Source organism: Mesorhizobium amorphae CCNWGS0123 (assembly GCF_001686985.1).
GTDB lineage: Bacteria > Pseudomonadota > Alphaproteobacteria > Rhizobiales > Rhizobiaceae > Mesorhizobium > Mesorhizobium amorphae.
This window is the reverse complement of the sequence record NZ_CP015318.1, coordinates 5080830-5094648: the sequence shown is the minus strand read 5'-3', so window position 1 is coordinate 5094648 and position 13819 is coordinate 5080830. Positions and strand designations below refer to the sequence as shown.

Genomic DNA, 13819 nt, shown 5'->3' with positions numbered 1-13819 from the left:
TGCAATCATGTCTTCACGGACGGTAGTTCCGACACCAGCCTGAGCGAGGCGTTGATGCCTTCCAGCTGGTAGTGCGGACGCAGATAGAAGCGGGCATTGTAATAGCCCGGCCGCCCCTCCACGCTGTCGACCTGGACCTCGGCCGCGGCAAGCGGGCGCTTGGCGCGCGCCTTGTCGTCGGCGAAGGCCGGGTTGGCCAACACGTAGCGGTTGATCCACTCGGTCAACCAGATCTGCATGTCGGAGCGTTCCTTGAACGATCCGATCTTGTCGCGCGCAATCGCCTTGAGGTAGTGCGCAAAGCGCGAAACCGGGAAAAGATAAGGCAGGTTGGCGCTCAGCCGCTCATTCGACTGGGCGTCGGGATCGACCAGGCGTCCGGCACGCGTCTCGTCGTCCTGCAGCGAATGCGCACCGATGAAGGCCGCGAGATCGGTGTTCTTGCGGTGCAGGATCGGCATCAGGCCGAGCTTGGCCAGTTCCGCCTCGCGCCGGTCGTCGATGGCGACTTCCGTCGGGCATTTCATCGCGATCGAGCCGTCGTCGGTCGGGAAGGAATGCACCGGCAGGTTGAGCACCGTGCCGCCGTTCTCGACACCGCGGATCTGCGTGCCCCAGCCGTAGAGCTTATGGCTGCGGTTGATGTTGACGCCCATCGGGAAGGCGGCGTTCATCCAGACATATTTGTTGTGATCGGCCTGCACCTCTTCCTCGAAGGTGAAGCCCTTCACCGGAACGGTGTCGGTGCCATAGGGTAGCCGCGCGAGCACACGCGGCATGGTGAGGCCGATGTAGCGTGCGTCCTCGCTCTCGCGCAGCGATTGCCACGAGGCATAGGCCGGGTTCGACACGATCATCTGCAAGTCCTGCGGGTTAGGCAGTTCCTGCCAGCTGTCCATGCGGAACAGGCGCGGCGAGGCGGCGGCGATGAACGGCGTATGAGCGGAGGCGCAGATGCCCGATATGTTGCGCAGCAGGCCGACGTCACGCGGATGGTTCGAGAATTCGTAGGCGCCGATAATGCAGCCGATCGGCTCGCCGCCAAGCATCGAATACTCGTCCGTATAGACTTTCTTGAAGATCGGGCTCTGGTCCCACATCTGGCCTTCATAGTCTTCGAGCGTGTCGGCCAGCTGCTCCTTGGAAATGTTCATCACCCGGATCTTCAGCTTCTGATCCGTCTCGGTGTTGTTGATGAGATACCAGAGGCCACGCCACGTGCCTTCCATTTCGCGCACTTCCGGTGCGTGCAGGATCTCGTTGACCTGCTCGGTCAGCATCTTGTCGATGCCCGCGATCAGCGACTTGATCGACTTGATCGCGTTGGACGAAATGGTCGTGGTCTCGGAGCGCGACTGCGCCGCGAGCGCGAGGTTGCGCACGAGCTGCTGCAGCTTTTCGCTGTCGTCTTTCTTGACCTTGAAGTCCTTCTCGAGGAGGCCGCTGAATTCTCCGAGGTCGATGCCTTCCGCCTCGGCGACGGCTGGTGCGGTTTTTTGCTGTTCGGCCATGATTTACTCTCCAGCCTTGTCGTCGTCGGACATTGCCTGGCCGGCGATCTTGCTCAGAAGCGGCTCATTGTTCAGCAATTGCGCGATGCGCTTTTCGGCATCGACGCGGCCGTCCATGAAGCCCAGCAGCTCCTCGAGCTGACGCCGCATCTTGAGGATCTCGGCCAATTGCGGAACCTGCGCGGCGATCTTGTCCGGCGCGAAATCGCCCATCTTGGTGAAGGTGAGATCGAGCGCCAGTTCTTCGTCCTGCTCCTGGCCTTCGGCCTGCGGCAGGGTGTTCTTCACGCGCGCCTTCACGCGCGGCGCGAGCGCTTCCATGAATTTGGGGAAGCGGTTGGCGTCGGTCTCGACAAAGGAGCGGTCAAGCACCGATTTCGACGCTTCCTTGGTTTGCGAGGCGCCGGCAAGGTCGGCCACCACGCCCATGACAAACGGCAGTTCGATCGTCGTCGGGCTGCCGTAGGTTTCCACGTCGTAGGCGATCTGCACCCGCGGCGCGCGATTTCGTTCGATGACCTTCGCTTTGCTTTCGGCTGGCATGTGTTGCTACCTTTCATCCTTCTGGGCGGCCTTCTTGGCGTCGGGAACGCCGGCCAGGAGCCGGAATTCCTTCAGCCCGGAAGGGGCGAGATCTTCCATCAGTTCAACAAAATCCATGTGCACCATGCGGCGCACGCGGCGGGCCAGATGCGGGATCGGGCTCGACGGCTCGGTGCGGTCGTAGAAGGCGACGACGAGGTCGAGGCATTTCACGACGTCGTCGCGCGAGGAGATCCGGTCGGGCAGGCCAGTGCTGCCGGGCTCCGCGTAGCTTGCCACACTTGCCATCGTATCGGCTCCATGACCGTTTCGAGCAGGCATTGCCGGTTCGGCCGGCGCCGGGGCCGGTTTTGCCGCGCCATTCGCCGCGGCCCCGGCGGCCGCGTTGCGTTCGAGCGTCGTCAGCAAACGCTGCAGAAACCGCTTCAATTCCGGGACGGGGGCACCGCCTTCGAGACGGGCGTTGAGTGCGGCTTCGACCGCGTCGAGGGCCGCGATCGCGGCGCGGGCGTCGGCGACGAGTGACGTCATCTCGGCGCCGGCTTGATCCACTTGCGCCGCGCAGCCGCTGCGCACCCGGTTGAGGAGTTGGCTGTGGGCACCGGCCAGCGCCGCCTTTTCGGCCGTATTCAACCCCGAGGCGGCTTCCTGAAGCATGACGCGCTCGTCAAGTGCTGCCTGTTCCAGGTCGCGTCCGCTGATCGGCCCGATGCCGCGCGGCGCAAAAAGCGTCATCCGGCGCAGATCCGCCAGCAAACCGTCCTGACCGTTTTGTAGGTCGGCCAAGGCGTTGAGACGGCGCAAGGCGGCATCGCGTGGCGAAGCGCTTGGCCGCAACGCCGGATGCATCGTGTCCCAATATTGGTCGATGCTTTGTGCAACAAGGCTCAGGCCAAGCGTCAGCCCGGCCAGTCTCTCTTCATTGGCCAGCGCCCGTGCGACGATAACAAGCAGGCGCAGGTCACGGCCATGGCTGCGCAGTTCTTCCGCCTTGTCGAGCACGGCAGGCCAGTCGACCGGAATGGTGGATTCGACCGGCTTGTTGTGACCCTCCTGGACGACCTTGACCTGGGGTTCGGTGAGCCGCTCGATCTCGTGAAAGGCCGGATCGTTGCGCAAATCTCCCCCAGACGGGTTTTCACCGTCCAAAGGATTCAGCCAGAGTGCGAGATCAACCACACGAACCCCCAGCAAGCGGCCCTGAGACCTGCGTGATCAAACATTTATCACACTGCGTCACTTTATCACAATTCAAGAGCTGCTCAAAAACTAACGGAAGCTAAACGCGACCATTCTCGCTTGCGGGAACCTGGCGTGGTTGCCGAACTCCGTATGTGAAATGCATCGCATAGGCGGGGGCAATTTCATGTTTGTTTTCGCGGAGATGCGGGGCGTTCCGTGAAATGCCGGACGTCGGCCGACTCGGCGTCCGGGCGCGTCATTCATCACGTGCTTTGTCAAGTTGCTGCTTCTGTGGCAGTTTGTTGGCTGGCAGATTTCAGGAGCAAGTTCCATGAAACAGCGCCGGTCATCGCAGAGCTTCAAACGCAGCGAACTTGTCGACAAGCTGAACACAACGAGCAAGCGAGCCTTCGGCGCGGCCGCAGCGGCTGCCAAGCTTCGCGGCAACCCCTATGTCGAGCTTGCCCACTTCATCGAGCAGTTGGTGATGTCCGAGCGCTCGGACGTCCAGATGATCCTTGCCGAGGCCGGTGTGGATGCGAGCCGGCTGACGGCCGACATGACCCGTGCCGTGGACAAATTGCCCTATGGCGCCACCTCGATCGAGGAGTTTTCCGACCATATCTTTCACGCTATCCAGGAAGGTTGGAGCCTGGCGGAGCTCGAATTCGGCGTCAAAGAGGTTCGCAGCGGCCATATCATCCTTGCCTGCCTGAAGACGCCGGTGCTGGAGGGCCTGCTGTCGAAGATCAGCGCCGAGTTCGACAAGATCGACGCGGACTCGGTCGTTGGGCGTTTCGATGAGGTAACGGAAGGTTCGCTCGAAGCCGGCACCCCGGAGGAGGCCCCCGCCACCGAGGCGCCGATGAAACGGGGTCCGGGTGGAGACTCGGCGCTGGCCAAATATGCGACCAACCTGACGCAGCGCGCCGGCGACGGCAAGATCGACCCGGTCGTCGGCCGCGATCCGGAGATCAGGCAGATCGTCGACATCCTGATGCGGCGTCGCCAGAACAACCCGATCCTCACCGGCGAGGCAGGAGTCGGCAAGACGGCCGTCGTCGAGGGGTTTGCGCTGCGCATCTCCCAGGGCGATGTGCCGCCAACGCTGCAGAATGTCAGCGTGCATATGCTCGACGTCGGCCTGATGCAGGCGGGCGCCAGCGTGAAAGGCGAATTCGAGAAACGGCTGAAGGCAGTCATCGACGAGGTGCAGTCGTCCGAAAAGCCGATCATTCTGTTCATCGACGAAGCCCATACGTTGATCGGCGCCGGCGGTGCGGCTGGAACCGGCGACGCGGCGAACCTGCTGAAGCCGGCGCTGGCGCGCGGCGAGCTTCGCACCATCGCGGCAACGACCTGGGCCGAATACAAGCAGCATATCGAGAAGGATCCGGCGCTGACGCGTCGTTTCCAGGTGGTCAAGATCGACGAACCGTCGGAGGCGGTGGCCGTTCTCATGCTGCGCGGCGTGGCGGGCGTTCTGGAGCAGCACCACAAGGTGCAGATCCTGGACGAGGCGATCGAGGCGGCGGTCGCCCTGTCGCACCGCTACATCCCGGCCAGGCAACTGCCGGACAAGGCAGTGAGCCTGCTCGACACCGCCTGCGCCCGCGTCGCGATATCGCAGCACGCCACGCCGGCCGAGGTCGAGGACATTCTGCGCCGCCGTCAGGCGCTGGAGGTCGAGAACGGCATCATCGGCCGCGAGGCAGCGATCGGCATCGAGGTGACCGAGCGGCAGGCACGGGTCGACGCCGGACTGGCCGAGACCGAAGGCACGCTTGCCGCCGCGCAGGCACGCTGGGAGCGGGAAAAGGCGCTGGTCGCCGAAATCCTCGACCTGCGCGCCAGGCTGCGCGGCGAGGGCGTGCCGCTCGATGCGGTGGCGGCGGAGGAGGCCGCCGACGAGGTGGTGGGTGCGGACGCGGCCGGGACGGGCGTGTCCGAGGCCAAGGCGCCCGAGACCAAGCCCAACGGGTCCAAGGCAGCCAAGGCCAAGGCGGCAAAGGCCAAGGCGTCCGACACCGAAACGGCGGAGGTCGAGCCGGAGACGACGGCGACAGCCGGGTCGCCTGCGCCCGATCCGGCTGCCGATCTCGCGCGGCTGCGCGAATTGATGGCGGAACTCGCCGAAGCGCAAGGCGAGACGCCGCTGATCCTGCCGTCGGTCGACCGCAATGCGGTGGCTGCCGTGGTGCAGGACTGGACCGGTATCCCGACCGGACGGATGCTGTCCAGCCAGACCGAAAAGGCACTGCGGCTGGCCGGCACCTTGTCCGAGCGCGTGGTCGGCCAGGACCATGCCATGGAGATGATCGCCAAACGCGTGCAGACCAGCCGCGCCGGCCTCGGCGCGCCGGAAAAGCCGGTCGGCGTGTTCCTGCTCTGCGGCCCGTCTGGCGTCGGCAAGACCGAAACCGCGCTGGCGCTGGCCGAGACGCTCTATGGTGGCGAGCAGAACCTGATCTCGATCAACATGTCCGAATTCCAGGAGGCGCATACCGTCTCGACGCTCAAGGGCGCTCCGCCCGGCTATGTCGGCTACGGCAAGGGCGGCATCCTGACCGAGGCGGTGCGGCGCAAACCCTATTCGGTGATCCTGCTCGACGAGGTCGAGAAGGCGCATCCGGACGTGCACGAGATCTTCTTCCAGGTCTTCGACAAGGGCATGATGGACGACAGCGAGGGCCGGCGGATCGATTTCAAGAACACGCTGATCCTGCTCACCTCCAATGTCGGCTCCGAGGTCATCATGGACCGCACCAAGAACGGCACGATGCGGGCTGGGCTCGACGATCTCGACACGGCGCTGCGCAGTCCGCTGCTGAAGGTGTTCCCGGCGGCCTTCCTCGGCCGTGTGGTGACCATTCCCTATTACCCGCTCTCGGATGCGATGATCGAAGCGATCACCCGCCACCAGTTCGCCAAGATCGCGCGCCGGCTGCGGGCCACCAACGATGCCGAACTGGTGATCGGCGACGGCGTCATGGATCTGGTCAAGGCGCGCTGCACCGAGATCGAATCCGGCGGGCGGATGATCGATGCCATCTTGACCAACACGCTGCTGCCGGAATTGAGCCGCGGCGTGCTGAACCGCTCGCTCGAGGGTGAGAAGATGACGAAAGTGACGGTTGGCGCTTCAGCGGAAGGGTTTACTTACTCTTTTGAGTAGGCATTTCTTCTGGAATATCTTCCTAATATAGGGAATGCGTGTGCGCTATCACTAGAGCCACGTTCAGTTCGTATGGATTTCCGATCCTGCAAAGGACGGTATCTCAAGCCCGTGGCGCAGGCCCGTGGCGACGACCGAGACCCGGAATTTTCCGGCGAGCGCCCGGTCGAATATGGCGCCGACGATGATGTCGGCGTCGGCGTCGACCTCCTCGCGGATGCGGGTGGCGGCTTCGTCGACTTCGAACAGCGTCATGTCCATGCCGCCCGAGATCGAGACCAGGACGCCCTTGGCGCCGATCATGGAGGCCTCGTCGAGAAGCGGGTTGGCGATTGCCGCTTCGGCAGCCTTCTTGGCGCGGTCTTCTCCGGCAGCTTCGCCGGTTCCCATCATGGCGCGGCCCATGTCGCGCATCACCGATTTCACATCGGCGAAGTCGAGGTTGATCAGCCCTTCCTTGACAATGAGGTCGGTTATGCAGCCGACGCCCGCATAGAGGACGCGGTCGGCCATGGCGAAAGCGTCGGCGAAGGTCGTCTTGGCATCGGCGATCCGGAACAGGTTCTGGTTCGGAATGACGATCACCGTGTCGGCGCATTCGCGAAGCCGTTCAATGCCTTCTTCTGCCGATTGCATGCGGCGCTTTCCCTCGAAGGTGAAAGGCTTGGTGACGACGGCGACGGTCAGGATGCCGGCCTTGCGCGCGGCATGCGCTATGACCGGCGCCGCACCCGTCCCGGTTCCACCGCCCATGCCCGCGGTCACGAAGCACATATGCGTTCCGGCAAGGTGGTCCATGATCTCGTCGATCGATTCCTCGGCTGCCGCGCGGCCGACCTCGGGCAGGGAGCCGGCGCCGAGGCCCTCGGTGATATGGGCTCCCAACTGGATCAACCTCGACGACTTCGACATGGTGAGGGCCTGGGCGTCGGTGTTGGCGACGATGAACTCCGCGCCCTGCAGGCCCTCGGCAATCATGTTGTTGACCGCGTTGCCGCCGCCACCGCCGACGCCGACGACGGTTATCTTGGGCCGCATCTCGGAGATTACGGGCCTTGTCGCGGTGTTCATTTGCCGTTTCTCCCTGGAACGGACCCGGCGCAGGGGTCGACAGATATCTATTGGCGGCACGGGACGAAAGCTTGCTGGTGGGCGAATCAGAACCCGATGGCCATGAGACAGGGAATCAGAGGCTGGACACCACCGCAAGTCCGATGTGCCTCTCGATGTGGCCTGATCGATCCGACGGGCCGTTGGCCGGCGGCGCGACCGATTTGCGTTTGAGGGGCGGGTGGGTGAAATTTTCCTCGAAAGGGGCAGGGATTGTTAATGGTTGTATACTATTATGGCTTCGGGGTGAAATATATCTAATTGACTTGGCAGTATTCTTGAGTTGATTATGGCCGTACTCGGCGCGCCCCCTCCCGACCTCAAGTGTCGACCAATCCAGGAAAGTGATTGGGAAGGCGTGGTCGATTGCCTGCGCAGGGGCTTTCCGATGCGCAGCCGCAATTACTGGAAGCACGCGCTGACCCGTTTGTCGCAGCGGCCCGCGGTCGACGATTTCCCGCGATACGGCTTTGCCCTGGAGACATCCGGGCGGATCGTGGGGGTCGTACTCACCCTCTATGCCCGCTACCAAGGCGACGAAATCCGCTGCAACATTTCAAGCTGGTCCGTGGACGCAGCGTTCCGTCCCTATGCCATGAAGCTGATCTGGCCGGTTCTGAGACGCAGGGACGTGACCTACACGAACATTTCACCGGCACCCTCGACCTTGAACGCCAACAAGGCGCTCGGATTTCGCCTGTTTGCCCGCGGCCAGTTCGCCTTCCTGCCCGCCTTGAGCCCGGCACAACCGTCATGCCGCGTGCTCGAAGTCCGCCCTGACCTCGCCGAAATGGCGATGCTGTGCGACAGCGAGAGATATATACTCCTGGAGCATGCCGCGCTGGGTTGTCTCTCGCTGATCTGCATTCGCGACGGAATGGCCTTTCCGTTGGTGCTGAGGTCGCGCCGGATATTGCACGGTCTCGTCCCTTGCTCCCAGATCGTCTATTGCCGATCTCTCACGGATATGAGCCGCTGCGCCGGCGCGATGGGGCGCTTCATCCTGCGACGCGGAACCCTGCTCTGCCTTGCCGACGCCAATGAGCCGATCCCGGGTCTGTTCGGCCGGTATTTTCCGAGGAAGGGGCTGAAGTACTTCAAAGGGCCGAAACCGCCTTCGCCCGGCGACCTGACGTTCACCGAACTGGTGGTATTCGGTCCTTGAAAGTTAGCCTTGCAGCCCGGCCCTTGCCGCCGCCATCTCACGCCAGCGCGTTCCCAGCGAGACACCGACGAGCAGCAGGCAGAAACTGAGAGCGAGAGGCGAGTAGAATGCCTCTTCCTGCAACACGGCATTGGCCGAGATGGTGACAATGCCGACGAAACCAAACAGGAAATTCAGGTCGCCGGTTTCGATCAGCTGCCGCCTGGTCGCCACGGCGAGCGCCGCCAGGAAGCCGAAGAAAACCAGGCTGCCAATTCCCATCTGGTAAAGCATGACGCCGACGGCGCTTTCGACCGGGATCGACGCGGCGCCTTCCGCCTGGGCGGTCGACCAGCTGAGATTGATGCTGGTGCTCGACAGATTGCCGCCCAGCCCCAGTCCCTGGCCAAGCGGGTTGGCCATGAAGTCGCGTATGCCCGCCGCCAGGCCGAGCACGTGATAGTCGCCATGCGTGGCGCCATAGGCAATCGCCGCGGTTGTCCAGACCAAGGCCAGGGCGACGACACCGGAAAGCGTCAGGCCGGTGCGGGAAGGGCTATGGAACAGCCGTACGCAGAGCGCGACCAGCAGCATGAATGTCGCGCCCTTGGAGCCGATGACAAGCAGCAGCGGCAGAGCGGCGATGGGCAGCAGCCAGCGACCCCTGAAGAGCAGCCAGGCCGATATGATGCTCAGCGCATAGGCATAGCTGATCGAATGAAAGTTCGGGCCGCCTATGCGAAAGACGCTGGGCAGGATGTCGTTGAAGAACGGCGTGTTGAAGAAGGTCGTCGTCATCACGTCCTCAAGCCCGCGGAAAACGAAGCCGGTTTCCTTGAGCGCCTTCTCCCAAACGCCGGTCTCGATCTGCCGCGCGATGTTGCGTTCGATGTAGAGGTCGCCATGAAAGAGGCCGAGGAAGTTCATCGTGAAGGTCAGTTCCACATAGCCGTAGATGACCGCGCCAGTGCCGAGCCAGAGCATGCTCTTTCGCAGGTCGATGGGATAGAGGCTGGCCGCCAGGACCGCGATGTGGAAGCAGGCGAGGGGCGTGATCGTGTTGCGGAAGTAGACGACCGCGTCCTTGGGGCCGCCATGCACGACCCCCAGGGCGAAGTAGAAACAGATCGTCCCGCACAGCACGTTGCTCAGCAGCAGCCAGGCGCGCAATTCGGGCAAGGCGCGCACGCGGTGCTGAAACGACGCCGCCAGGAAGATGCAGAAGGCGGTCATCAGGATGATGAAGTTCGTACCGCGCAGCGCGTCGAACGTATCGTTGTCGGGTATGTAAGGCGTGTACCACGCCACCATCATGTTCTGGTAGAGGAAGGCGCAGATGATCACGACAGGAATCCCCGCCGGCACCGCGTTCGAAACGATCAGCGTCAGTATGAACGTCGCGACAATCCCGAACGGCGTCCACACCGCAAAGGCCGAAACGCCGAGCGCAACGACGATGAGCGCCATCGAGACATGCAGCAGGGCCTCGGCGCTCGATGCGTCCGGAGCCCGCGCGCTTGGCCCGGCATGCGGATATGTCCCCGTGATGCTCATTGCCGGTCCGCTTTGATCCTCGCCTGCGCCAGCCTGCAGCCTTGATGTCTGTTGTCCATTTCAGTCGCCGTCTCCCAGCAGGGCGGCAATCATCTGAGGATCGAACCCCTCGGTGCTTTGCCTGCTGGCGATAAAGCCAAAACCCTGATCGAGCTCCCAATGCGTCCAGCCGATGTGGTTCGCCTCGGCCGCCTTGCGCACGGCACGGGTCCAGGCCGCGCGGCTTGCTGGATCCACGCAGAAATTGAGCACGCCGAACTCGTTCAGGATGACCGGGCAGTTATGGGCACTGGACCAGCGTCCGAGCTTGGCAAAGTCCGCGGCGATCCGCGCCTCTGTCCAAGGATCCGACAATTCCTTCTCCACCAGGGAGGCAGCCTCTTCGTCGCCCGCAGCCCGCAATCTGGAGACAAGCGCGCGCACCTGCGGCATGTCGCTTGTCGCGGGAAAGGGCAGGTTGGCGATGCGGGCGAGCGGCGATGTATCCCAGTTCTCGCATTGATGGGTGAATGCCATGGGCGCGTAGTAGTGGATGGCTGCAATCTGCCTGTCGTCGACCAAGGGCGGCGTGTCGGCTATTTCCCATATGCCCTGGAAGCGTGCCGGGCCCCAGACCAGCGTGTGGAGCGGACATCTGGCCCGCAACGTCTCGGCGACCTGTTCGCGCAGCTCAAGCCATGCGGCGCGCTCCATCGGCGGCTCGTTCAACAGTTCCGGGTAGACCGAATTCGTCGGCAGGTCGGCGATGACGGCGCGCAGGGCCGTCCAGGCCAGGACCACCCGCCTGGCCGCATTTGCCGGATCATGCTCGAAGGCCGCACGAAGATCTCCGGACGGATGCATGTCCACCAGAACGGCGAAGCCCAGCCCGACAAGCTCTGCGACCCCGTCGCGGATGCGGCGGAGCACCGCCCGGTCGCCTGCCGAGACAAGATCGCCGTTCACCGGCAGGCGGATCGTTTCGAACCCGGACTGCCGCAGCTTTTCCAGCGTCGCCGTGGCGGGAGCGGTTCCTGCTTCGCGTTCGAACCATGCGGGAAGATTGAAACCACGCGAAGGAACGGGGCGAGCGGCCGTTGCCGGCAGCGCGGTCGAGACGGAGAAGGGGAGGGTCGTAAGCAAAGCCCCGCCAGCAAGTGCAAGCGCATGCCGCCGTGACACAGTCAGCGGCGATACCAGCTCAACCGCCCGCATGGATCAACTCCTTGCGAGGGAACTGCGGCGCAATCCGCCGGCCCCAGACTCGACATCGGGCATTGCCTTTGCCCCGGCTGGCTGTGCGCTGTCGATTACAAGAGTGGCGCTGCGTTCGATCTGGCCGGCGCCGAGATGCTGCTCGAGCAGGGCGGCGGTCCCCGACGCAGACTCGGATGGGCTTAGCGCGAAAAGCATCAGATCGGCGCTTGCAAAGATCTCCCGATCCCAACCGTTCTCACCAAGGGATGGGGCAATCACGAGCACGAAATCGAATGCGTTCCCGGCCTCGGCCAGAATGCCGCGCAAGGTGTTGCGATCCCGGAATTCTGCCCCCTTCTCCACGGCCGGACTGCATACGACCGTGCGCAGGCCGCTTGCGCCATCGATGAACAGGCCGGGTCCGTAGCCGGCACGGTGCGGCTGGCCTCCGATTTCAACCACAAGCACATTCTGCTCGGCTTGCTGGAGACCAATCCCGACCATCGCGCCCGCAAGCCTTGCGTCGACATTGCTGCGCGTTGAGGAGACCAGAAGCACGAAGGGTTTGGGGTGGTCGCTAAGGCGCAGGAGTATTTGCCGCATAAGCTTCAGCACGCCCAGCGAAAGCGCGTCGCTGCCGGCTTGAAACAGTGACTTCCTCAGCGCCTTGATGCTTGAATGCGCCGCGCCGCCGGCGACCCCCGGCAGGCGGTACTCGCCGAAATTGGCTGGCAATGGACGAGACATGGCTGGTGCGCCGCCCTTTTTCGGCTCTTTTGGCTGGGTCGCCTGCGGCACCTCTTCGCGAGGGCTTCGCGGGTCATCCTCGGGCTTGCGGACCGGCCCCAGCGCGAGGGCGATACCGCATCCGGCGATGAGGCCCAGAAAGGCGCTGACCGGCAGGAGCAGGGTCGGCTTTGGCCAGGTCGGCTGCAGCGGGGCGGAGGCGGCGCTGATCGTGCGCGCCTCGGATGTCTGGACGCCCTGCATCTGCGACGTTTCCTGCGCGCGTTTCAGGAAATCGTCGAGCACGGTGCGGGCAGCCTGGGCCTTGGAGTCCAGTTGCCGCAGTTGCACCTGTGCGATATTCGAGTTCGTGGACTGCTGGCGCAGAGCCTCGAGCTTGGCCTGCAGCTTCGCCACATTCTGGGCGGCGAGATCGTAGCTGGCCTTCAGCTGCTGTCTTATCCGCTCCGCCTCGGCGGCCATCAACCGGTTCATGCGATCGAGCTCCGACCTGAGCCGCGCAATGGCCGGATGACGAGGCCCATACATGGTTTCGAGATTGGCGAGCTCTGCCGCGCGCTGGTTATAGTCGTCGCGCAATTTGACGGCGGAATTGGAGAAAAGGATTTCCGCCAACTTGGCCAGGCCGGCCGGCGAGGTGCCCGCGGCCAGCGCCTGATTGTATCGGTCCCGCGCCTGATCGGCGTCGCCCTGTGCGGTTATCAGCTGCGCCGTCAGTTGGTCGAGCTGCGACTGCAATGTGCCGCCATCGGCCGACCCCAGGATCTCGTGCTCCGACTTGAAATCCTCGACCGCGCGCTCGGCGTCGCTGACGTCCTTCTGAAGACCCTTGATCCTGTCATTGAGGAGAGAATTCACGTCGCTGTTGGCGGTTTCGCGTTCTCCGGCGAGGCCCGTTCTGTAGCGATTGACGATGGCGTTGGCGATGCGCGCGGCCTTGTCCGGCGATGGCGACGTGAAGGAGACATTGATGACATAGGTCAGTCCTTCACGGTCCACCGATACGGCTTTTTGAAAGCGCTTGAAGGCCGCGTCCGGTGAGGGGCCGCGGCCCGCTCCAAACATCGACAAGACACGCGAGACCAGGCCTTTGCCTGAAAATTCCGGATCGTTTTGAAGCCCCTCTTTGTCGAACACTGCCCCCAGCAAGTCCTGCGATTCGATGACGAAGACCTGGCTTGCGATGGCGGCGCTGTCGGCGCCGATCCCGGGAAGAACGTCGTTGAAATTGGCCGCGCGCGAGTCGCGCGGGTCGATCAATATCGATGCGGTCGCCGTATAGCTCGGGCTCGTCACGGCAAGATAGAGCAGTGCAAGCAGCAGCGCCGCGCCGGCGATGGCAAGCACCATGACGCGTCGCCCCCACAGGACCGCCCATAGCGGTCCTATGTCGAACAAAGGTGGAAGCGTGCGATCGTCGGTTCTGGCTGGCGTCATCGGTTTCCTCTGCAGAGCGCGCCTTCCGGCCTTACTCTACACCGACAGTATTCAGAATTATCGTTAGTCTTCCGTTAAGGTTACCGCGCCCGATGCTCAAATTAACAAACTGGTGACGGTAACCATGCGGAGCGTTCGCGCTGGCGCGATCGCAGGCTTTTGCTCTATTGAGAGACAGGTTTCAGCGTCGGCTCGCCTGCCGCGGGGGTAGGGCATCGCCGAACGCCACAGGAGCCGACG

Annotated in this window: 9 protein-coding genes; 2 read left to right on the top strand and 7 right to left on the bottom strand. The window is 63.4% G+C overall.

The window, feature by feature from the left end; genetic code table 11:
* Positions 1 to 5: 5 nt before the first annotated feature.
* From tssC to tssA, 3 genes are read right to left on the bottom strand one after another with little or no spacing between them, the layout of a single operon-like run.
* Entirely contained in the window at positions 6 to 1511 is a 1506-nt protein-coding gene (tssC, locus tag A6B35_RS23980) for a type VI secretion system contractile sheath large subunit (protein ID WP_006204799.1), read from the bottom strand.
* A gap of 3 nt (positions 1512 to 1514) precedes the next feature.
* Positions 1515 to 2054, bottom strand: coding sequence for a type VI secretion system contractile sheath small subunit (gene tssB, locus A6B35_RS23975; protein ID WP_006204800.1), 540 nt, complete (start codon positions 2052 to 2054; stop codon positions 1515 to 1517).
* 6 nt (positions 2055 to 2060) lie between these two features.
* Positions 2061 to 3233, bottom strand: a complete 1173-nt coding sequence (tssA, locus tag A6B35_RS23970) for a type VI secretion system protein TssA (RefSeq protein WP_040583559.1) — start codon at positions 3231 to 3233, stop codon at positions 2061 to 2063.
* Positions 3234 to 3567: 334 nt separating this feature from the next.
* Between tssA and tssH the strand changes: the two genes are divergently transcribed.
* A complete protein-coding gene (gene tssH / locus A6B35_RS23965) occupies positions 3568 to 6411 on the top strand; it encodes a type VI secretion system ATPase TssH (RefSeq protein ID WP_006204802.1) in 2844 nt (947 codons plus the stop codon).
* A 63-nt stretch (positions 6412 to 6474) separates the two neighbouring features.
* On the opposite strand, the gene ftsZ is transcribed toward tssH, so the two are convergent.
* Positions 6475 to 7482, bottom strand: coding sequence for a cell division protein FtsZ (gene ftsZ / locus A6B35_RS23960; RefSeq protein WP_006204803.1), 1008 nt, complete (start codon positions 7480 to 7482; stop codon positions 6475 to 6477).
* 427 nt (positions 7483 to 7909) lie between these two features.
* Between ftsZ and A6B35_RS23955 the strand changes: the two genes are divergently transcribed.
* On the top strand, positions 7910 to 8686 hold the full coding sequence (locus tag A6B35_RS23955; protein WP_244426030.1) for a hypothetical protein: 777 nt from the start codon (positions 7910 to 7912) through the stop codon (positions 8684 to 8686).
* Between the two features lie 3 nt (positions 8687 to 8689).
* On the opposite strand, the gene A6B35_RS23950 is transcribed toward A6B35_RS23955, so the two are convergent.
* The 3 genes from A6B35_RS23950 to A6B35_RS23940 are packed head-to-tail and all read right to left on the bottom strand — an operon-like array spanning position 8690 to position 13492.
* On the bottom strand, positions 8690 to 10219 hold the full coding sequence (locus A6B35_RS23950; protein WP_006204805.1) for a hypothetical protein: 1530 nt from the start codon (positions 10217 to 10219) through the stop codon (positions 8690 to 8692).
* A 60-nt stretch (positions 10220 to 10279) separates the two neighbouring features.
* Positions 10280 to 11413 carry a glycoside hydrolase family 5 protein gene (locus A6B35_RS23945; RefSeq protein ID WP_006204806.1) on the bottom strand — a complete coding sequence of 378 codons (1134 nt, stop codon included), beginning with the start codon at positions 11411 to 11413 and terminating at the stop codon, positions 10280 to 10282.
* 3 nt (positions 11414 to 11416) lie between these two features.
* Positions 11417 to 13492, bottom strand: a complete 2076-nt coding sequence (locus A6B35_RS23940; protein WP_006204807.1) for a GumC family protein — start codon at positions 13490 to 13492, stop codon at positions 11417 to 11419.
* Positions 13493 to 13819: the final 327 nt, after the last annotated feature.

Excerpts from the sequence above, each read along its gene's own strand:
- tssC (WP_006204799.1), bottom strand. The coding sequence starts at position 1,511 with ATGGCCGAACAGCAAAAAACCGCACCAGCCGTCGCCGAGGCGGAAGGC.
- tssB (WP_006204800.1), bottom strand. The coding sequence starts at position 2,054 with ATGCCAGCCGAAAGCAAAGCGAAGGTCATCGAACGAAATCGCGCGCCG.
- tssH (WP_006204802.1), top strand. The coding sequence starts at position 3,568 with ATGAAACAGCGCCGGTCATCGCAGAGCTTCAAACGCAGCGAACTTGTC.
- ftsZ (WP_006204803.1), bottom strand. The coding sequence starts at position 7,482 with ATGAACACCGCGACAAGGCCCGTAATCTCCGAGATGCGGCCCAAGATA.
- A6B35_RS23955 (WP_244426030.1), top strand. The coding sequence starts at position 7,910 with ATGCGCAGCCGCAATTACTGGAAGCACGCGCTGACCCGTTTGTCGCAG.
- A6B35_RS23950 (WP_006204805.1), bottom strand. The coding sequence starts at position 10,219 with ATGAGCATCACGGGGACATATCCGCATGCCGGGCCAAGCGCGCGGGCT.
- A6B35_RS23945 (WP_006204806.1), bottom strand. The coding sequence starts at position 11,413 with ATGCGGGCGGTTGAGCTGGTATCGCCGCTGACTGTGTCACGGCGGCAT.
- A6B35_RS23940 (WP_006204807.1), bottom strand. The coding sequence starts at position 13,492 with ATGGTGCTTGCCATCGCCGGCGCGGCGCTGCTGCTTGCACTGCTCTAT.